General features: G+C 68.1%; 16 protein-coding genes. 10 read left to right on the forward strand and 6 right to left on the reverse strand.

Annotated elements, in window-relative coordinates; translation table 11 throughout:
- Positions 1-269 precede the first annotated feature (269 nt).
- On the forward strand, positions 270-3,266 hold the full coding sequence (locus tag AVL48_RS10135; RefSeq protein ID WP_061987554.1) for an RICIN domain-containing protein: 2,997 nt from the start codon (positions 270-272) through the stop codon (positions 3,264-3,266).
- 125 nt (positions 3,267-3,391) lie between these two features.
- Here the strand turns inward: AVL48_RS10135 and AVL48_RS10140 are convergent, their stop codons facing one another.
- From AVL48_RS10140 to AVL48_RS10150, 3 genes are all read right to left on the reverse strand, one after another.
- Positions 3,392-4,423 carry a TolB-like translocation protein gene (locus tag AVL48_RS10140; RefSeq protein WP_061987552.1) on the reverse strand — a complete coding sequence of 344 codons (1,032 nt, stop codon included), beginning with the start codon at positions 4,421-4,423 and terminating at the stop codon, positions 3,392-3,394.
- A gap of 17 nt (positions 4,424-4,440) precedes the next feature.
- A complete protein-coding gene (locus AVL48_RS10145) occupies positions 4,441-6,000 on the reverse strand; it encodes a discoidin domain-containing protein (RefSeq protein ID WP_061987550.1) in 1,560 nt (519 codons plus the stop codon).
- A gap of 89 nt (positions 6,001-6,089) precedes the next feature.
- Positions 6,090-7,658 (reverse strand): discoidin domain-containing protein, encoded by a 1,569-nt coding sequence (locus tag AVL48_RS10150; RefSeq protein WP_061987548.1) that lies wholly within the window; start codon positions 7,656-7,658, stop codon positions 6,090-6,092.
- A gap of 172 nt (positions 7,659-7,830) precedes the next feature.
- Between AVL48_RS10150 and AVL48_RS10155 the strand changes: the two genes are divergently transcribed.
- From AVL48_RS10155 to AVL48_RS39505, 3 genes are all read left to right on the forward strand, one after another.
- On the forward strand, positions 7,831-9,369 hold the full coding sequence (locus AVL48_RS10155) for a PucR family transcriptional regulator (protein ID WP_061987545.1): 1,539 nt from the start codon (positions 7,831-7,833) through the stop codon (positions 9,367-9,369).
- A gap of 108 nt (positions 9,370-9,477) precedes the next feature.
- Positions 9,478-10,740 carry an NAD(P)/FAD-dependent oxidoreductase gene (locus tag AVL48_RS10160; protein WP_061987544.1) on the forward strand — a complete coding sequence of 421 codons (1,263 nt, stop codon included), beginning with the start codon at positions 9,478-9,480 and terminating at the stop codon, positions 10,738-10,740.
- A gap of 6 nt (positions 10,741-10,746) precedes the next feature.
- Entirely contained in the window at positions 10,747-10,923 is a 177-nt protein-coding gene (locus AVL48_RS39505) for a hypothetical protein (protein ID WP_167386372.1), read from the forward strand.
- Between the two features lie 15 nt (positions 10,924-10,938).
- On the opposite strand, the gene AVL48_RS10165 is transcribed toward AVL48_RS39505, so the two are convergent.
- Positions 10,939-12,444: an FAD-dependent oxidoreductase gene (locus tag AVL48_RS10165; RefSeq protein WP_061987541.1), complete on the reverse strand. Its 1,506-nt coding sequence runs from the start codon at positions 12,442-12,444 to the stop codon at positions 10,939-10,941.
- A gap of 1 nt (position 12,445) precedes the next feature.
- Positions 12,446-13,363, reverse strand: a complete 918-nt coding sequence (locus tag AVL48_RS10170) for an AurF N-oxygenase family protein (RefSeq protein ID WP_061987539.1) — start codon at positions 13,361-13,363, stop codon at positions 12,446-12,448.
- A 137-nt stretch (positions 13,364-13,500) separates the two neighbouring features.
- Between AVL48_RS10170 and AVL48_RS10175 the strand changes: the two genes are divergently transcribed.
- The 4 genes from AVL48_RS10175 (at position 13,501) to AVL48_RS10190 (ending at position 16,823) form a co-directional block, all read left to right on the forward strand.
- The gene (locus AVL48_RS10175) at positions 13,501-14,349 is read left to right on the forward strand and encodes an alpha/beta fold hydrolase (protein ID WP_061987537.1); all 849 of its coding nucleotides are present in this window, start codon (positions 13,501-13,503) and stop codon (positions 14,347-14,349) included.
- 356 nt (positions 14,350-14,705) lie between these two features.
- Positions 14,706-15,647, forward strand: a complete 942-nt coding sequence (locus tag AVL48_RS10180; RefSeq protein WP_061987535.1) for a glycoside hydrolase family 43 protein — start codon at positions 14,706-14,708, stop codon at positions 15,645-15,647.
- Between the two features lie 82 nt (positions 15,648-15,729).
- Positions 15,730-16,365 (forward strand): GntR family transcriptional regulator, encoded by a 636-nt coding sequence (locus AVL48_RS10185; RefSeq protein ID WP_061987533.1) that lies wholly within the window; start codon positions 15,730-15,732, stop codon positions 16,363-16,365.
- The gene (locus tag AVL48_RS10190; protein ID WP_061987531.1) at positions 16,362-16,823 is read left to right on the forward strand and encodes an OsmC family protein; all 462 of its coding nucleotides are present in this window, start codon (positions 16,362-16,364) and stop codon (positions 16,821-16,823) included. Before AVL48_RS10185 ends, AVL48_RS10190 begins: the two co-directional genes overlap by 4 nt.
- 47 nt (positions 16,824-16,870) lie before the next feature.
- Here AVL48_RS10190 and AVL48_RS10195 read toward each other — a convergent pair whose 3' ends face one another.
- Positions 16,871-17,392, reverse strand: a complete 522-nt coding sequence (locus tag AVL48_RS10195; RefSeq protein WP_244162550.1) for a hypothetical protein — start codon at positions 17,390-17,392, stop codon at positions 16,871-16,873.
- Between the two features lie 285 nt (positions 17,393-17,677).
- Here AVL48_RS10195 and AVL48_RS10200 point away from each other — a divergent pair, with 285 nt between their 5' ends.
- Both AVL48_RS10200 and AVL48_RS10205 read left to right on the forward strand, forming a co-directional pair.
- Positions 17,678-17,917, forward strand: a complete 240-nt coding sequence (locus AVL48_RS10200; RefSeq protein WP_061987527.1) for a hypothetical protein — start codon at positions 17,678-17,680, stop codon at positions 17,915-17,917.
- Positions 17,918-18,017: 100 nt separating this feature from the next.
- Positions 18,018-19,115 carry a calcium:cation antiporter gene (locus tag AVL48_RS10205; RefSeq protein WP_061987576.1) on the forward strand — a complete coding sequence of 366 codons (1,098 nt, stop codon included), beginning with the start codon at positions 18,018-18,020 and terminating at the stop codon, positions 19,113-19,115.
- The last annotated feature ends 43 nt before the right edge of the window (positions 19,116-19,158 follow it).

Below are 19,158 nucleotides of genomic sequence, written 5' to 3' on the forward strand. Positions count from 1 at the left end.
ACGAAGTCTCATCCCCAGAACCCCAGACCCCAGAAATGCGCGCCTGCGCGCGCAGAAGACGACTATGACACATAACCACAACCCTCGTAAAGGGCGTGATCCACGTCACAGTCGTGGTCCTTTTCTGTCGCGACCTGATCTCCTATTCGCACGCGCGATGGAGACCGAATTCCGGCCTCGCGTGCGTTATTCAGGGAGAGGATGTCTTGAACGGATACTGGGGTCCCTCCGGCGTGCCATCGGCACGGCGAAGAGGGGTTTTCAAAAGATTGATCGTCGCCACCGCGATCGTCGCGTCGGCGGCCAATGTCGCGATGCCCACCATGGCCGTCGCCGCGCCGCAGTCGGCGCCATCGGCCGCGGCGCAGTCCACGGATATCGACAAGGGCAACGCCGCCGCCGTGCTGAAGATCGTCGCCGGGCCCGATCTGCTGATCCTCAGCGACCGGGGCTTCGTCGCCGCGATGTACTACGCGGCCGACGACATCGACAAGCAGCACCCCCTCGAACCGGAGCACCAGAAGCTCAAGGAAACGGCCATCGCCGCCCTCGCCGCCGACGGTGAGGCAGCGTCCACCCAGTGGATCAAGGTCGGGATCCACGACGCGCACCGGGAAGACGAGAAGATCGTCACCGAGCGACGGCAGCAGCAGGAACAGGAACGCGCCGCCAAGGCGCTGGCCGCCTCGACCTTGAGCATCCCGGTCGACAACACCGTCCTGGCGAAGTCGGTCTTCGACTTCATCGTCCACCTGGACCTCAACGCCGACGGTTACAAGGACATGGCGGTCAAAGAGGCCGCCCGCGCCGCGCTGCGGGGTACCGCGGACGACCAGTGGCGCTTCTTGACCGTCGGGCTCTTCGTCGAGCACAAGAAAGACGTGGATCGGGTGATCCAGGACGACGCCACCAAGGACGAAGCGGCCAAGGCCGCCGAACGGGCCAAAGCCGCCAAGGCGAACGCCGTGTCGCACACGCTGGGGTCGGTGCCCCAGACCCGGCTGGAGTACCTGATCAACCTGAAGGACCGGGACTTCGTCGTCGAAATCTGGAAGGCCGTGCCCCGTGACACCGAGGTGCACGGCGCCGCCGAAGACGCCGTCGGCAGCCTCGACCCGGCCGACTGGACCTTCTTCATCAACCAGGGCGCCGAGGAGGCGCACCTGCGCGACATCGTGAACGAGCTGAACAAACGCGATCAGGAGTACATCCGCCAGATCACCGAACTGCGCACCCGCGCGGCGAACCAGCTGATCCGGCCCGCGCTCGTCGCGGCGGCCGACGCGGCCCTCGCCGCCAAGCGCAGCGACCGCGAGAAGTTCCTGCGGTCCGGCCAGTACGAGAACCTGGTCCAGGCACTGCGCGTCGACGCCTACAGCGGCATCGACGTCTACCTCACCGACCGCAACGGTGACGTCGTCCTCGAACAGTGGCAGCCGGGCAACCGGCCGGAAGCACAGTGGAGGATCGAGCCCGGCTTGAGCAATCCCGAGTGCTTCTCGTTCCAGTCGGTCAGCCGCCCGAACCACTACCTGCGCTGGCGGTCGGGGTCGTCCTCGGCGGCCAACGCGGCTGTCATCCCCCCGCAGTCCCAGCGCGTGTCGGCCTACGTCGACCCGAGCGACGGCTCGAACGCGTTCAAGGGCGACGCGACCTGGTGCGTGCGCGGTGACGCGGCCAGCGTCGCCATCCGTCCCTCGCGCAGTTCGAGCAAGTACCTGTTCGTGACCGGTGCCATCGACGACAACTTCTACGCTACCCCGCCGAAGTGGCACGCCGAAGCGCCTCAGGCACCGCATCCGATCGACCGGCGTTATGCCGCGGAGAAGCCGCTGCGCGACAAGCTCGGCAAGCCCGTCGGTGACTTCGTTCCCGGAGGGACCGCCAACGGGGTCACCTTGGGCCACCGGGTGTACGACAACGGCAGGCTCTACCTCACCGCGGGCAATGACGAGACCAACCAGCGCATCGCGGTGCAGGTGGTCTACAACGGACCGATCCTCGACAAGCTCCTCGCACTGGGTGGCCCGGCCGGGGTCGGCGGCGCGATGACCGACCAGGTGCCTGCCAAGGACGGCAACGGCCAGGTGCTCCGGGTCGTCAAACCCACGATGGGCGGGCAGAACCTCCACATCGTCTGGAGCGCGTCGACCGGTGCCCACATCGTCTTCGGCATGATCGGCGAGATCTGGGCGGCGTCGGGTGGTGAAACGGGCCCCTACGGCTACCCGCTCGCCGACGAGGCCACGGTCAGTGGCACGAACGTCCGCCACAGCCGGTTCGCCACCGGGACCATCTACTACGTGCCCGGTTCCGCGATCCGTCAGGTCAAGGGCGAGATCCATCGGAAGTTCGCCGCCATGGGCTTCGAGGCGGGGATGGGCTATCCCGCCGCGGACGCCGGTACCTTCGGACCGGACGGCAGTCCCATGCAGCGCTTCACCGCGGGCTCGATCTACCTCACGCGCAACGGGACCGTCGCGATCAACGGGGACATCCACCGGAAGTTCGCCGAGTACGGCTACGAAACCGGTGCCCTCGGATACCCGACGGGCGACATCCGGACCACTTCGGACGGGGTGGGGAAGGTGGCGGACTTCTCGATCGGATCCAGCTCGATCTACTGGCATCCGAGCACCGGTGCCCGGATGGTCTTCGGGAACATCAGCCTGAAGTACAAGACGATGGGCGCGGAGCGGTCGTACCTCGGCTATCCGAAGTCGGATGAGACCGGCCTGCCGTTGGGCAAGCGCAGCGTGTTCCAGAACGGCCGGATCGACTGGAGCAGCGAGAACGGCGGCACCACCGCCTACCGCGTCGCCGCCGTGCCGCACAACACGGTCGAGCTCAAGGGGGCCAAGTCGGGTCGCTGCATCCAGACGGCGGGGCTCATCGGGGAAGGCGCGCTCAACGACCTCGCCGGCATGGAACTGTGGGACTGTGTCGGTGGCGTCAAGCAGCTGTGGGACGTGACCCACCTCGGCAACAACGTCTACGCGTTGAAGAACCGCCATTCGGGCAAGTGCCTGGATCTGCGCTACGGCGAGCTGCACAACGGAAACCCGATCGTCCAGTACCAGTGCCACTACGGGACGACGCAGCAGTGGGAGTTCACCACGACCGCGGACGGTTCGGTCGCCTTGCGCACCGTGCATTCGGCGAAGATCGTCGAAGCCGCCGGTGCGCAGGACCCCAACGCCACCGGCGTGGTCCAGCAGGTGGACAGCGGGCAGTCACACCAGCGGTGGACCGTCAACCCCCGCTGATCGAACACCGCGGCCATCGCGCGTGGCCTGCGGCCTGAAGTACATGATGGCCCCCTTCCTTGCGCCTGGCGCAAGGAAGGGGGCCATCATGTACTGGGGGAGGCTCGAGGCGAAAGCGTCTGAGCTCAACGCGCGGCCGTGGTGACCGACGGCGACGAGGCGAGGGGGACCAGCAGCCGCGCCGCACCGCTGCCGTCCGCGGGCACGGACCAGACGTCGCTTCCCTTCCCGTTCCCGCGCGGCAGGCCGTAGGCGATCGTGTCGTTGTCGAGCCACACCACCTGATCATCCACACTGCGCGTTTCCGCGAGCGGGGTCTCGCGCATGGTCGCCAGGTCCAGCACATGCTCCCGCCACGGCTGGGCGTCGCCGTCCGCCACCCGTTTCTTGAACGCGAGTTTCGTGCCGTCCGGCGACAACGACGGACATTCCGCGTTCTCCCGCAGCGTCCGGGCGTTCCAGGCCTCGTTGTCACCCCGCACCAGATACGTCCGCCCGCCGGTGGCGACCGTGGCGAAGAACATGCGCTCGTCGGCGGCGAAGGTGACACCCCAGTAGTTGACGTCCTCCCCGCGCTGGGGCACGTCCCCGATCCGCAGCGGGATGCCCTCGATGTTGCTCGACAGCTCGTCGCGCTCCCGGTCCATGATGGCCGTCCGGGTCGAGAACGTGCCGGGCTTGGAGTAGGAGTCACCGGTGACGAACGTGGTCCAGCTTCCCATCCGGCCACCGGGTGACAGCTTGGCCCGGTTGGGAATTCCGGGGACTTCCACCCGCTTCACCTCGCCGAGCCCGGCATCGACGAACCGGGCGACCGCGCCGGGCCTCGGCGTGGGTTCCTTCGCCAGGCACAGGCCGCGGTCCACGGCCGTGAAGAACCGCTCGCAAGCCAGTGAACTGATCCGTCGCGCCCCGCCGGGGTCGGAAACGGGGACCGAGGCGACGTTGCCGTACCCCGGCCCCGGTGCCTCGTTGCGGAACAGCAGCCTCCCCCGCTCCCCCAGCATCACCGGCACCGAGGAATCCACCGCGACCGTCGTGCCGGCCACCTGCCGCTCAGGACTGTTCGCCTTGGCCTGCACCACGTACACCACCGAGGCGGCGGCGAGTGCGGCGACACCCGCCAGCGCCACGACGAACTTCACCGGAAGCTTCACCCTGTCTCCTTGCCCCGTCACCGGCAGCGGAATGGTCCCGCCTTGTCGAGCAGCTCCCCGTTGGTGCCGATGATCTCCCAGGAATAACTCTTTCCCTTGAGCACCAGCTTCATCACCCCGTGCTTGCCCAGGATCTTCTCGACGCCTTCGCGAGCCTTGTAATCGAGATACAGGCTGTCGCCGCCGATACCGGCGATGACCGACCGCACACCGTTGGCCTCGTCGACATGCCCGTTGACATCCAGCGGCTTGGTCCGCTCGTAGTGGTGATCGTGCCCGGCGAACACGACGTCCGCCTTCGCCTTGACCAACTCGTTCCACAATGGAGCGATGCTCTTCGCATCTCCGGAGTTCCCGGAATTGAAGCGCGGGTGGTGCCAATATCCGGCGATACAGGACTTCTTGGTCTTCGCGAGGTCCTTGCGCAGCCACTCGACCTGTTCGGCGCCGCCCCCGTTGTACACCGGGTCCGAGTCGAGCGCGACGAAGTGGAAGGCGCCGACGTCGAAGCTGTAGTACGGCTTTCCCTTGGGAGCCGCGGTCTTCCCGAAGTATCGTAGGTATCCCGCCAGGTTGTTGTTCCACTCGTGGTTGCCCGGCGTGGGTTTGGTGATCTTCTTGAACTTGCCCCACGTCTTGTCGTAGTAGGACCGGAACTCCTCGATGGTGCCGTCGACGTATTGGTTGTCGCCGACGGTCAGCACGTATCGCGGTTTGATCCTGCTCACCAATTCGGCTGTCCGCTGGTGCTCGGACGGCAGCTCGGGCTTGGCGATGTCGCCGGCGAGCGCGATGACGATGCCGTCGGAGGCCGACGGCCGGGTGGCCGCCTTCACCGGATTGGTCGATCCGGACAGGTTCCCCGCCGCGTCCCGCGCCCGCACCGCGTACTGGAAGTCGAAGCCGGACGCCAGCGACGTGTCGGTGTAGGACGTCGTCGGGGACCGGCCGATGAGGTTGCCGTTGCGCAGTACCTCGTACTCGACGACACCGACGTTGTCGTTCGCCGGAGTCCAGCCGAGCGTGATGCTCTCGGTGGTGGACGACGTCTGCCGGAGGCCGGTCGGCACCGATGGCGGCTGGATGTCGCCGTCGCCCGTGCGGACGCCGTAGACCTCCAGTTCCCACAACGAGTACCCGTACACGGTCGCCCTTGCCGTGCCGAAGATCCGGACGTACCGCGCGGAGGTGTTCAGGCCGGTGAACTCGTCGAGGCCGCCGTCACTGCCCACGACGCTCTTGACCGGCCGCCAGTTCTGGCCGTCGTCGGAGACCTGGACCTCGTAGTCCTTGGCGTGGGCCGATTCCCAGAAGACCTTGACCCGGCTGAGGTTCGCGGGTCCGCCGAGGTCGACCGCGATCCACTGTGGATCGCCCTCCAGACTCGCCCAGCGGGTCGTCGAATCACCGTCGACGGCCAGCGCACCACTGAAGCTCTCGTTCTCGACGGTGGAGGTGGTGGTGCGTTTGCCGACCGACAGCAGTGCTTCCCCCGGCCCGGACGTGGCGCCGGAAGCGGTCACGGGCTGAGCGAGCAGGACGATCGCCGCGATCGCGGCGATGGCCGGCTTCACCATTCGATTCACCTGTACTCCTGGATGGGGCTTACGCCGTCGTGGACAACAGACCGGGTCCGGTGCCGCGGACGGCACCGGACCACGGGTGATCAGCGGCAGGTGTACGGGCCCGCCTTGTCGAGCACATTCCCGTTCGTGTCGTGGATCTCCCAGGAGTAGGACTTCCCGTTCAGCATCAGCTTCATCACCCCGTGCTTGGCGAGGATCTTCTCGACCCCTTCGCGTGCCCGGTAGTCGCTGTAGAGGTAGTCGCCGCCGATACCGGCGATGACCGACCGCACACCGTTGGCCTCGTCGACATGCCCGTTCACATCCAGCGGCTTCGTCCGCTCGTAGTGATGGTCGTGCCCGGCGATCACCATGTCCGCCTTCGCCGCGGCCATCTCGTTCCACAGCGGCGCCATCTGCTTCTTGTCACCGGAGTTGCCCGAGTTGAAACGCGGATGGTGCCAGTACCCGATGACGCAGGACTTGGTGTTCTTCGCCAGGTCGTTGCGCAGCCAGGTCACCTGTTCGGAACCACCGCCGGTGTAGACCGGGTTCGAGTCCATCGCGACGAAGTGGAAATCACCGATGTCGTAGCTGTAGTACGGCAAGCCCTGCGGGTACGCGATCGCGCCGAAGTACTCCTTGTAGCCCCTGAGCTGGTCGTCCCATTCGTGGTTTCCCGTCGTGGGCTTGGTGATGCTCTTGAACTTGCCCCAGGTCTTGTCGTAGTGGGAGCGATACTCGGAGATGGTGCCCTTGTGGTACTGGTTGTCGCCGACGGTCAGCACGTACCGCGGGTTGATCCTGGCGACCTGGTTCGCCGTTCCTTGGTGGGTGGAGAAGAGTTCGGGGTTGGCGATGTCGCCCGCGAGCGCGAGGGTGACGGGGCCGGTGCCGCCGGGCTGGGTCGCGGCCCTGATCAGCGGACTCGCCGCGGAGACGTTGCCCGCCGCGTCCCGTGCCCGCACGGAGTAGCCGAATTCCACTCCGGACGCCAGGCCACTGTCGGTGTAGGTGGTCGTCGCGGTGGTGCCGACGACGTTCCCGTCGCGGAGCACCTCGTATCCGGTGACCCCGATGTTGTCCGTGGACGCGGTCCAGCGAAGGGTGACACTGTCCACGGTGGTCGCCGTCGCGGCGAGTCCCGTGGGCACGGTCGGCGCCTGGGTGTCGCCGCCGCCGACGAAGTCACCGTAGATTTCCAGTTCCCACAGTGAATAGCCGTAGGTCGTGCCGCGGGCCGTACCGTGCACACGGATGTGGCGCGCGGACGCGTTGAGGCCGAGATGCTCGTCGATGCCGCCGTCACCGCCGACCACCGACTTGAGGTCCGTCCAGGTCCTGCCGTCGGCCGAGCCCTGGATCTTGTAGGTCTTGGCGTAGGCGGCTTCCCAGTTCAGTTTGACCTTGGTGACGGTCGCGGTACCGCCGAGGTCGACGGCGATCCACTGCGGATCGACCCCCTCCTCGCTCGCCCACCGGGTCGTCGTACTGCCGTCGACGACGTTGCCGCCCTCGAAACCGGTGCCCTCGATCGACGAGGTCGTGGTCGGTCTCCCGGCGGACAGCAGGGATTCCGCTTGCGCGGCGGTACCTGAAGAGATGAGTGTCTGTCCCAGCAGGACCAGAGCCGCCACCGCGACCCCGGCCAGGGGTGTTCTCCGTTTCATGCGAACTCCTCGACGTTGCGGAGTCGGCGAGTACCGGCGGTGGGCGGCGTCGTCAGCCGGAGTCGCTTTCGTTAAGTAAGTTTCCTAACGATTGGAGTGTAAAAGGTTCTTAAACTCACAGTCAACGGGTGAACGCGTCCGGTCCGGCACCATTTGATGGCAAGGTCGCGGCATGGTGACGCTGGATCGGCTCGTGAACGTCCTGGGTGGCTACGGGGCGCGGCTGTGGTGCTGCCCGGTATCGCGCGAGGTGGCGTTGCGCGACGTGGTGATGCACGACGCCGCCGATCCGCGTGCCCTGCGCGGGGACGTCTACCTCGCCGTCGGGACGGACTCCGTCACGGCGGCCGTCGACCTGGCCGCGGCGGCACAGGCATCGGTCGTCCTGGTCCGCGGGTCCGCACCTCCGGCTCCGGAGGCGGCCGAACGCGCGGAGCGCGGCGGTGTCGCGGTACTGCTGGTCGAACCGGACGTGTCGTGGGGCCAGCTCGCCGGCGTGGTCTACGGGCTCGTCCTGGAAGGTCGCGAGACCGAGTCGGGCCGCGGACCGACCGACCTGTTCGCGCTGGCCGACAGCCTGGCGGACGCACTCGGCAGCGCGGTGACCATCGAAGACCGGCTCTCCCGGATCCTGGCCTATTCCAGCCGTCAGCACCTCGCCGACCGGGCGCGACTGGAGACGATCCTCGGCAGGCGCGTCCCCGAGCCGGTCCGCGAGCTGTTCGAGCGGCGCGGCGTCTTCGGGCACCTCGCCGCATCCGACGAGCCGCTGTTCGTCGAGGCCGCCCCTGAACACGGGTTGACCGGGCGCATGGTCGTCGCGGTCCGCGCGGGCCGGGAGCTGCTGGGCTCGATCTGGGTGGAATGCGACCGGCCCCTGACCGACGCCCGACGCACGGTGCTGCGGGACAGTTCGCGCACGGTGGGCCTGCACCTGCTGCGCTCCCGGGCGAGCGCGGATCTGGAGCGGCAGGTCGAATCCGATCTGGTGATCCGGCTGGTGGAGGGCACCCCGGACGCCGCGGCCGTGCTCAGCAGGCTCGGCCTCCCGCCCGGCCGGTTCCGGGTGATCGCGCTGCAGGCCCATATCGGCGACGAACGCCATGCCGCGCTCCTGCTCGCGTTCGAGCGGGCGACCACCGGTTTCGGCTGGTCGCGCGCGGGCCGCAGCACGTTGTTCAGCAACACCGTCTACACCGTCCTGCCCGGGGACGACGTCGAGGCGGCCAGGGCGTGGGTCGGTTCGATCCACGAGGCGCTACCCCGGCAGGTGACGATGTCGGCCGGGGTCGGGGCGGGCGCGACGTCCGCGGAGCTGCCAGCCAGCAGGCGGGAAGCCGACGAATGTCTCGCGCTGCACGACGTACGGCCGGCCACGAAATCCGCGATCGTCTACGACGAAGCCTGGGACGACATCCTGGTCCAACGGCTGCGGGCTGCCGCGGCGTCCGGCCGGGCACCGGCTCGCGGCCCGATCACCGAGCTGCGGCGGCACGACAGCGCGAACGGCACCGGCTACGTCGCGACGCTGCGAGCGTGGCTCGAGGCACAAGGGGATCTCGGCGAGGCGGCCGAGCGGCTGGACGTGCATCCCAACACGATCCGCTACCGGCTCCGGAAGATGGCCGAGGTGACCGAACTCGGGCTCGACCAGCCCGCGAAGCGGCTGGCGATGATCATCGAGCTCGCCGTATCCGCTCCCGCCACTTGACCGTTTTCACCAAAAAGACGTGACCGGTTTGTCGGAACCGGACAATCTCCGCCGTGCGGATCCGAGCCATCCTGACCGCGACAGCACACTCAGGCGGCGGAGGAATTCATGGGCGAGCTCTACCGGATCGACGGTGGCCCGCGGTCGGCGATCGTGATCGGCGCGGGCGTGGTGGGCCTGTCGACCGCGTGGTTCCTGCAGGACCGCGGGGTCGACGTCACGGTCTTGGATCGTGAGGGCATCGCGGCGGGCGCGTCGTGGGGCAACGCCGGCTGGCTCTCCCCCGGCCTCGCGATCCCGCTCAACGAACCCGGTGTCCTGCGCTACGGACTGCGGACACTGCTGGACCGGCAGGCCCCGTTGCACGTTCCGCCGTCCCCCGATCCCCGGCTGTGGTCGTTCCTCGCCCGGTTCGCCGCGAACTGCACCAGCCGCTCGTGGACTGGCGCGGCGGAGGCGAACTCGCCGCTGAACGAGGAATGCCTGGAGGCGTTCGACGTCCTCACCGCGAACGGGGTGGACGCCCCGACCATCGAAGCGCCGATCACCGCGGCGTTCGAGACCCCCGAGCAGGCCGCGGGGCTGATCACCGAACTGCGGCGCATCGAGGAAACCGGACAGGACATCTCCTACACCCGGCTCACCGCGGCCGATCTCGCCGAACGCTTCCCCCAGGCCACCGCGAGGCTCGGCGCCGGTGTCCGGATCGAGGGGCAGCGTTACGTGGACCCGGGCCGGTTCGTCGAGTCGCTGGCACGGGCGGTGGTCGGCCGCGGTGGCACGATCCGCCACAAGTTCGAAGTCGCGTCCCTGCGCGCGCACCGCCACGCACTGAGCGTGCGCTCGAAGACGGGTCAGACGGTGAACGCCAACGCGGTCGTACTCGCCACCGGAGCCTGGCTTGGCGACCTGGGCCGGAAGTGGGGCGTCAAGGTCCCCGTCCGCGCCGGACGCGGCTACTCCTTCACCGTGCCGACCGACCGACCGGTGCCGGGTCCGCTCTACCTGCCGGACATCCGCGTGGCGTGCACGCCGTACCGGGAAGGTCTTCGCGTGGCCGGCACGATGGAGTTCCGGAAGCCGGACGCGCCACCGGATCCGGCGCGCATCGCCGCGATCATCGCCTCGGCACGGCCGTTCCTCACCGGCCTGGACTGGGACCGGCGCACCGACGAATGGGTCGGCTCCCGTCCGGTCACCCCCGACGGACGGCACGTGATCGGCGCGACGGGCACCCCCGGGCTCTACGTCGCGGGCGGGCACGGGATGTGGGGCCTCACCCACGGCCCGATCACCGGACGCCTCCTCGCCGAGCACATCACCACCGGCAAACAACCCGAAGCCTTGCGGCCTTTCGACCCCCTTCGCTGAGTTCGGATGACGATGCTCCCAGACGAGGAAACCCCACCGGCCGATCAGTCCGAAGTGGACCGGCTCCGCGCCGAGATCGCTCTGCTGCGCGCCGAGAAGGACCTGCTGCTCAAGGCAGCGATCGGCTTCGCCGCCGACGCGGGCGCCCTCCGGCAGCCGGACGGTGGTCGTGAGTGGCAGTGAGGGTCGGTCAAGAAGTCAACGACCGCGGAAACGGGCGGCCAGCGCGGCGATCGGTGACCGTCGCGCCCGTACCGGCAGCCGGCCTGAAGTGATGTCCGCCAACAGGGTCGCGACGGTTTCCCCCGCACAGGTGCGGTTCGTGCCGATGCCACCCGATGGACCGCGTTTGATCCAGCCGACCACGTAGGCACCGCTCCGGTCGTCGACGCGGCCCGCGGTGTTCGGAATCGTGCCGCGGGCTTCGTCGAACGGCAGGCCCGGCACCGGTGTTCCGCGATAGCCGACCGCGCGCACGACCTGCCCGGCGGCCATCTCGACCGGCCCATCCGGACCGGTGACCCGGAGGCCGCGCACCTGCGTGTCACCGAGGATCTCGGTGGGAGTGGAGTGGAAGCGCAGGACGATCCGGCGTGCGTCCGCGACCGGTGGCGCGGTCCAGTCGACGGTCTCGCGGCCGAGTCCGCGCAGCAGCTTCGCTTTTCCGGTGCCGTCCTCGATCGCGGCCGTGGTGCGGGGATCCGCGTCGTCGACGACGAGCGGCACGCCGGCGCGTTGTGCCAGCGCGAGCAGTTCCGGCGAGGTGTAGGCGGCGTCCTCCGGCCCGCGCCGGGCGAGCAGGACGACCTCGCGAACCTTGCTTGTCCGCAACCGTTCCAGCGCGTGCGCGGCGATCGTGGTGTCCGCCAGCGCGGCGGGATCGGCGGTGAGGATCCGGGCCACGTCCAGTGCGACGTTGCCGGTGCCGACCAGTACGACTCGTTCCGCGGACAGCTCCACCGCGTTCGCGGGCACGTCCGGATGGCCGTTGTACCAGCCGACGACGGTGGTCGCGGGGATACTTCCCGGCAGGTCCTCGCCGTCCAGGCCGAGGCCGCGTGCGGAGGAGGCTCCGACGGCGTAGATCACCGCGTCGTGGCGCTCGGCGAGTTCGTCGACGGTGACGTCGCGTCCGACCTCGGTGCCCAGTCGCATTCGCAGCCGCGGATGCTCGTGGAAGCGCGAGAAGGCTTCGCCGATCCGTTTCGTGGCAGGGTGATCCGGGGCGACACCGAAGCGGACGAGCCCGCCCGCGACCGGCAAGCGGTCGATCAGGGTGACCCGCGCGTTCGTGTGCAGGAGCAGATCCTCGACGGCGTACATACCGGCCGGGCCGGTGCCGACGACGGCGATGTCCGGCGGCGCGAAGTCGCTCGGGATCGCGCGGTCGAACGTCGGAGCGCTCCAACGGTGGAAGTTCGGCGCGGGGTCGGCCGACGCCACGAACTCGCGGTCGGCGTAGTACTGCGCGTTGAGCCCCTCGTAGACCCGCAGCGGCCCGGTCAGCAGGTCGACCGGGAAGATCGCGTCCACCGGGCAGGCGTCCGCGCACGCCCCGCAGTCGATGCACGTGGCCGGATCGACGTAGAGCATCTCCGTGGTGCCGAAATCGGGCTCGTCCGGCGTCGGGTGGATGCAGTTGACCGGGCAGACCGACACGCAGGTGGCGTCGTTGCAGCAGGTCTGAGTGATCGCGAAGGCCATGTCAGATCAGGTTCGCCCGCTTGTAGAACACCAGAGCCGGCTTGGTGAGCAGGCCGCACGAGCCGAGGAACTCCATCAGCCCGGCACAGCTCGACCGCATCATCGCCTTGTGGTGCTCGTTGGCCTTCGCCTCGCGCAGCGCGCGCCGGGTGTCGAGTCCCGCGTTCTTGTAGACGTCGCGGTTGACCATGCTGCTGACGATGAAGTACGACGCGATCGCGATGACCAGCGCGTTGATCCGGCGGCGCAGGAAGCCCGCGCCCTCCAGCTGTTGACGTGTCTCCTCGCGGGCGAACTTCATGTGCCGGGACTCTTCGACGACGTGGATGTTGTTGATGGTCCGCACGAACGGGACCACCCGCTCGTCCCGCATCCAGTCGCGCTGCATGACGTCGAGGACTTCCTCGGCGACGAGGATCGCCGCGTACGCCGCTTCACCGGTGGCCGTCGCCTTGAAGACACGGCCGAGTTCGACGGCGAGCCTGCGCGGCCGATACGGCGGCGCGCCGAGCTTCTCCGCACCACGGGCGAACATGATCGAATGACGGCATTCGTCCGCGATCTCGGTCAGCGCCCATTGGAACGCCGGGTCGGTCGGATCCTTGGCGTAGAAGTCGCGCAGCACCATCTGCTGCAGGATCATCTCGAACCAGATACCGGTGCTCGCGACCGAGGCGGCCTCTTGGCGCGTGAGCTCCTTCTGCTGCTCCGGAGTCATTTCAGCCCAGTAACTCGTCCCGTAGAGGGTGCTCCACTCCGGGCTGGCGCCGTGGAAGCTCTTGTCCAACGGTGTTTCCCAGTCCACTTCGGTGGCCGGGTCGTAGGACAGCATCGCGGAGGAATCGAGGAGCCGCTGCGCGGTCTCGTGGCGACCGGTACCGGTCGTTCCAGCGGTGCGCGGCACATCGGTGCTGGTCATACGGACCTCCCTGACTACGTCGGCGGGGTGTGGATTCGGGCGTTACCGTGGTTCACTGTTACCCAAGGTAACACCTAAATGGTCCTGTCGCGAGTGGGGGCGGCGGGCCGACTCCACGGCCAACGAGGAGACCGCTCATGACCACGCCGCGCCGCATCGCCTCGTTCGATCACGACGGGCTCATCTTCGACGTACGCGACACCGGTCCGCTCGACGGCGCCGTCGTCGTGCTGCTGCACGGATTCCCGCAGACCAGCACATCGTGGGCCCGAACCGCCGCGCTGCTCAACGAACGGGGATACCGCACGATCGCGCCCGACCAGCGCGGCTACTCACCCCGCGCGCGGCCACGCGGCCGCTTCGCCTATCGGTCGAGCCGTCTCGTGGCCGACACCGTCGCACTGATCCGCGCCATCGGCGCTGGACCGGTACATCTGGTCGGACACGACTGGGGTGCCAACGTCGCCTGGACGACCGCGGCCCAGCGGCCGGACCTGGTCAGGTCGCTGACCACCGTGTCGGTCCCCCACTCCACGGCGTTCCTGCGCGCGATGCTGACCAGTGACCAGCTCATCCGGTCCTACTACATGTTCTTCTTCCAGCTCCCCTGGCTGCCCGAACTCGCCATCCGGCTCCAGTCTCGCGTACTGGATCGCACGCTCGCGAAAACCGGGATGACAGCGGACCAGATCGACCGGGTCCATCAGGAGATCCTCGTCGGCGGCGCCTTGACCGGCGGGCTGAACTGGTATCGCGCGATGTTCCTGCAGCCTCCGACGTCTCTGCCGACCCGGGTTTCCGTGCCGACCACGCACGTGTGGAGCGACGGCGACACGGCTCTGTCTCGCCGCGGCGCCGAACTCGCCGGCCAGTATGTCGACGGCAGGTACCGGCTGGAAATCCTGACCGGCGTCAGCCACTGGGTTCCCGAAGAGGCGGCCGCGACACTGGCCGCCCTCATCGACCGCACCGCCGCCGGCACGTGACTGACCTAGTCCACAGCGGTCGTCTCAGGGGCCGTGCGACTGTCATCGTCTCACCGAATCGGTCGTGAGTGGCGATTCGGGTTGGAGCGCCTTGATCAACGGAAGATTTGGGGCACTCAACGTCCCTGATCTTCCGTTGATCAAGCTCGTACCGCTTCTGATCATGTTGCTCCTCGCCTCAGCCTCAGCTGGCTGCACCTCAATTATGATAGGTACGTGCTTATCATTTGATCACTGCTTCCCCGATGACGCTCGGATGAATCACATGGGACCGGGTGAACGAGCAAGTCCATGCTTCCCGGTGACAGCGCCCCGGTGAAGCTGCCGACCACATCATCGTGTCGAGAAAATCGGTCATGAAGTTCAAGCACCGCCTGCTGGCGTTCGCCGTGGTCATCACCATGAGCCTCACGACCGCTCCCCCGGCCTCCGCCATCGGCATCCCGCGGCTGCTCCTTGGTCAGGACTTCCCCGACCCCGACGTCGTCAAGACCGACTCCGGCTACTTCGCCTTCTCCACGAGTACCGGCGCGGTGAAAGTGCCGTACGCGAGTGCGCCGGGGCCGGAAGGTCCTTGGCGGGTCGCCGGCGACGCTCTCGCCGCGGTTCCGAAGTGGGCCAAACCGGACGGCGGGTTCTGGGCTCCCGATGTCACCCGGCTTTCCGACGGCACGTTCCTGCTCTACTTCTCGGCGGCGGTGGCCCCCGGAGGAGAAATGTGCATCGGGGTCGCGACAGCGTCGAAAGTCGAAGGGCCGTACACACCCGCCGGGGAAAGCCCGCTGATCTGCGTACCCGGCGACAGCGGCGACATCGACCCACAGACCTTTGTGGACTCCGACGGTTCGCGGTACCTGCTCTACAAAAGCGACGGCGCCGCGGTCGGCCCGCCGTCGGCGATCTGGTCGCAGAAGCTGCTCCCTGACGGACGGACGCCGACCGGCCCGCGTATCGAGCTTCTCCGTGCGGATCTCAATTCCGAAAAGGCGGTCGTCGAGGCGCCGGCGGTGGTGAAAACCGCGAGCCGGTTCTTGCTCTTCTACTCGGCCGACACCTTCCAGAGTTCCGGCTACCACACCGGATACGCCTCGGCGCCGGCGTTGAACGGACCGTTCGTGAAAGCCGACACGCCGTTCCTCTCCACCGATCTCCTCGGCGGCAAGGTCGACGCACCAGGTGGGGCAGACGTCGTGGACGGCCATATCTACTTCCACGGCTGGCTCGGCGGTGGCCGCACGGCGCGTGGACTGTTCCAGCTGCCCATCGCGTTCCCGAACGACCTTCCCCAGCTCGGCTGAGCGGCGCCGAGAAAGCGGGCCCTGGATCACGGCCGACTACATCCGCTTCCCCTCGGCGCCCGGTTTGTATACATTGCATGCAATGGAGGTTTACCAGGAGATCCGCGGCCTGATCGTGTTCGGCACGTATCCCGCCGGTCGGCCGGTCACCGAGCTGGAGTTGTGCGAACGGCTCGGCGTCAGCCGCACGCCGGTACGGGAAGCGTTGCGGCGGCTGGAGAGTGACGGCCTGGTACGGCCGGCGCGGCGCGGGGTGACGGTGGTCGAGCTGGACACCAAGGCGCTGCGGGACGTCTACCTCATGCGCGCCTCCCTGGAGGCGTTGACCGCCGAACTGGTCGCGCGACGACAGCGGGACGGCGAGCTGTCACCGGCGAGCCTCGCCCGGCTCGCCGAACACGCCGATCTGGCGGATCAGGCCACGCGGCAAGGAGATCTGGTCGCGGGTGTCCGGCACAACCGGGAGTTCCACCGATACGTCGCCACACTCGCGGACAACCAGGCGGTGCTGGAGGCGCTGGACCGGATCTGGGACCAGATCACCGTCTCCACGCGGGCGTCCTTGTCCGTTCCTGCCCGGCCGGTCCTGGTGGACGGCGAGCACCGGCGGCTCATCGAAGCCATCACGGACGGTCACCCGGCGGAGGCCGCCGCCCACGCGCGTGAGCACGTCCTGGCCACGATGTCCGTTCTCACCGAACAAGGAGAAGAAACGTGAACAGGCAGCATGACTATCGGGTGACGGTGCGCTGGAGCGGCGACACGGGGGCCGGCTACCGCGGCTACGTTCGGGACCATGACGTGCTCGCCGATGGTAAGCCACCACTGAAGGGCAGCGCCGACCCTGCCTTCCGGGGCACGCCCGAGCGGTGGAATCCGGAGGAGTTGCTGGTCGCCTCCCTGTCGGAGTGCCACATGCTCACCTTCCTGTCGCTGTGCGCGCGCGAGGGAGTCGTGGTGACCGCCTACGTGGACGCCGCCAGTGGGGTCATGCGGGAAGATCCGGGCAACAGCGGCCGGTTCACCGAAGTCGTGCTGCGGCCGGAGGTGACCGTCGTCGACCCGGCGGCGATCGAGCGGGTCGAGGCGCTGCACGAACAGGCGCATGACACGTGCTTCATCGCGAACTCGGTGAACTTCCCCGTCCGGCACGAGCCGGTCACGGCCGGTTCGTGAGCAGGGTGCGGGTGCCGGCCGGGATATCGGCCGGCACCCGCACCTCGTCAGGACCGGCTAGGTGCGAGCAGGGGTCCTTCGTACCGCAACACGTCGCCCTCGCCGTACACCCGGACAGTCAGCTCCGGTGGCTCCCACTGCGCGAAGACCTCGTCGATCGTCCGGGGCTCCGGCCCCAGATCCACCTCCACGGCGAAGGTGTGGGCCACGATTTCGGCCGGGACGACGACGCCGTCCGCGTCGGTCACCTCCAGGCGGCTCACCCCGGAGTCGACCGCCCCGAGCACACCCGGCCGCGAACTCCAGACCGCGAAGCCCCGCTCGGTGGTGTCGTTCCCGTATCCGCCGCTCATGATGTTGAACAGGGTGCGCTCCCCCGCCCGGAAAACGCACTCCGCCTCGGGTCCCGAATCGTGGTAGGCCAGCAACCGCCCGTTCGCGGCACTCGTCCCGATCCGTGCTCCGGTATGCCACCCCTCGTGTGACACCGCCTCCCCCGAACCCGCGGCCTCAGCCGCCCGGTACAGCTCGGTCAAGGCCGTCAATTCCGCGATCCACCGCTCGGTCACTTCATCCCTTGCTGGGGTCACTACGCGTGTACTCTCCTCTCGGCACTGTCCATAATGGTCACTACCGAGGCTGACACAGGCCGATGTCGATCACATCGGGGTTCTCCCGGAGATCACTCAGTGCCGCTACACCGTTCCGTGCAAACGTCGGCGCCCGGGTCCCGCGGATCAGCCCGTTGCGCCGAGCGGAGCAATCTCACGAGTTCTCCGTCACGAGGTTCGTCATGGCGAGTCGCACCGTCGCCGGGCGAGCCGGCGACACGTCGACGGGGAGAGATCAGGCTGATGACCACGCAGTGCACGGACGAGATCGGCGAAATCGGGGTCTGGCTGATGGGCGAGTTCGGCGGCCGCGTGCCCGCCGCGGTGATCAGCCGGGTGCTCAACGCGAGCAGGCGTGACCTGGAAGGGCGTATCGACCCCGAGGAGCTGGGCGAAATGTTCCACACCCTCTGCCGCTTCCGGCTGCGGCGCATCGTGGCGTCCGACCGGTGGATCACGGTCCCGGGCGCTCACGTCTCGTGAGTGGCAACGACGGTTCGCTGGCGAAGGTGTGGCATCCGCTGTAGGCCACTCCCGAGTCGGCTGGACAGCGTTGTCACGCAGGGTGTGCGAAGGTGACGTCATGGCCACCAGCAGCAGCCGATTCCCCGTGTCCTGGACCACCGTCACGCCGGTCCTCGCCATAGTGGTGCTGGCGGTGAGCTGGGGACGCGATCTGGGCCCGGTTCCGGTGGCCATCGTCGCGATCGCCCTCGGCGCGACCGTGCTGGCCGCGGTCCACCACGCCGAAGTGGTCGCGCATCGTGTCGGGGAACCCTTCGGTTCGCTGGTACTGGCGATCGCGGTCACGGTCATCGAAGTCGCGCTGATCGTCACGATGATGTCCTCCGGCGGCCCCGAGGCCGGGACACTGGCCCGCGACACGGTGTTCGCCGCGGTGATGATCACCACGAACGGCATCGTGGGCATCTCGCTCATGGTCGGCGCCCGCCGCTACGGCGAAACGCACTTCAACCCGGAAGGCAGCGGCGGCGCGCTCGCCACCGTCGCCACGCTCGCGTCGGTCACCCTCGTGCTGCCGACGTTCACCTTCAGCACCCCGGGCCCGGCCTTCAGCGGCACACAGCTCACCTTCGCCGCGATCGCCTCCCTGCTGCTCTACGGCCTGTTCGTGCTCACCCAAACGGTGCGCCACCGCGACTTCTTCCTGCCGGTGGACACCGACGGCTCCATCAAGGAGGAAGTGCACGCCGAGCCGCCGACCAACAAAGCCACGCTGACCAGCCTCGGGCTTCTCCTCGTCGCACTGATAGCCGTGGTCGGCCTGGCGAAGGTCGAATCACCCGCGATCGAAGCGGGGGTCCGCGCGGCCGGTTTCCCGCAGTCGTTCGTCGGTGTCGTGATCGCCCTGCTGGTGCTCCTGCCCGAAACACTGGCCGCGACGCGGGCCGCGCGGCGCGACCGGATGCAGACGAGCCTCAACCTGGCCTACGGCTCGGCGATCGCGAGCATCGGGCTCACCATCCCGGCCATCGCGCTGGCGTCGATCTGGCTGGACGGGCCGCTGCTGCTGGGCCTGGGTGCGACCCACATCGTGCTGCTCGCGCTCACGATCGCGGTCAGCGTGCTGACCGTGGTCCCCGGCCGTGCCACCCGCCTCCAGGGCGGCGTGCATCTCGTGCTGCTGGCCTCGTTCCTCGTGCTTGCCATCAACCCGTGACACGTCCTCTTCGGACGCTCTTCTGTCGGAGGTCACGGGTAAT

It is taken from the genome of Amycolatopsis regifaucium (assembly GCF_001613935.1).
Taxonomy (GTDB): Bacteria; Actinomycetota; Actinomycetes; order Mycobacteriales; family Pseudonocardiaceae; genus Amycolatopsis; species Amycolatopsis regifaucium.

Bases quoted from the DNA above. Each gene is read 5' to 3' on its own strand.
- AVL48_RS10145 (WP_061987550.1), bottom strand. From the start codon at position 6,000: ATGGTGAAGCCGGCCATCGCCGCGATCGCGGCGATCGTCCTGCTCGCT.
- AVL48_RS10150 (WP_061987548.1), bottom strand. From the start codon at position 7,658: ATGAAACGGAGAACACCCCTGGCCGGGGTCGCGGTGGCGGCTCTGGTC.
- AVL48_RS10155 (WP_061987545.1), top strand. From the start codon at position 7,831: ATGGTGACGCTGGATCGGCTCGTGAACGTCCTGGGTGGCTACGGGGCG.
- AVL48_RS10160 (WP_061987544.1), top strand. From the start codon at position 9,478: ATGGGCGAGCTCTACCGGATCGACGGTGGCCCGCGGTCGGCGATCGTG.
- AVL48_RS39505 (WP_167386372.1), top strand. From the start codon at position 10,747: ATGACGATGCTCCCAGACGAGGAAACCCCACCGGCCGATCAGTCCGAA.
- AVL48_RS10165 (WP_061987541.1), bottom strand. From the start codon at position 12,444: ATGGCCTTCGCGATCACTCAGACCTGCTGCAACGACGCCACCTGCGTG.
- AVL48_RS10170 (WP_061987539.1), bottom strand. From the start codon at position 13,363: ATGACCAGCACCGATGTGCCGCGCACCGCTGGAACGACCGGTACCGGT.
- AVL48_RS10175 (WP_061987537.1), top strand. From the start codon at position 13,501: ATGACCACGCCGCGCCGCATCGCCTCGTTCGATCACGACGGGCTCATC.
- AVL48_RS10180 (WP_061987535.1), top strand. From the start codon at position 14,706: ATGAAGTTCAAGCACCGCCTGCTGGCGTTCGCCGTGGTCATCACCATG.
- AVL48_RS10185 (WP_061987533.1), top strand. From the start codon at position 15,730: ATGGAGGTTTACCAGGAGATCCGCGGCCTGATCGTGTTCGGCACGTAT.
- AVL48_RS10200 (WP_061987527.1), top strand. From the start codon at position 17,678: ATGACCACGCAGTGCACGGACGAGATCGGCGAAATCGGGGTCTGGCTG.
- AVL48_RS10205 (WP_061987576.1), top strand. From the start codon at position 18,018: ATGGCCACCAGCAGCAGCCGATTCCCCGTGTCCTGGACCACCGTCACG.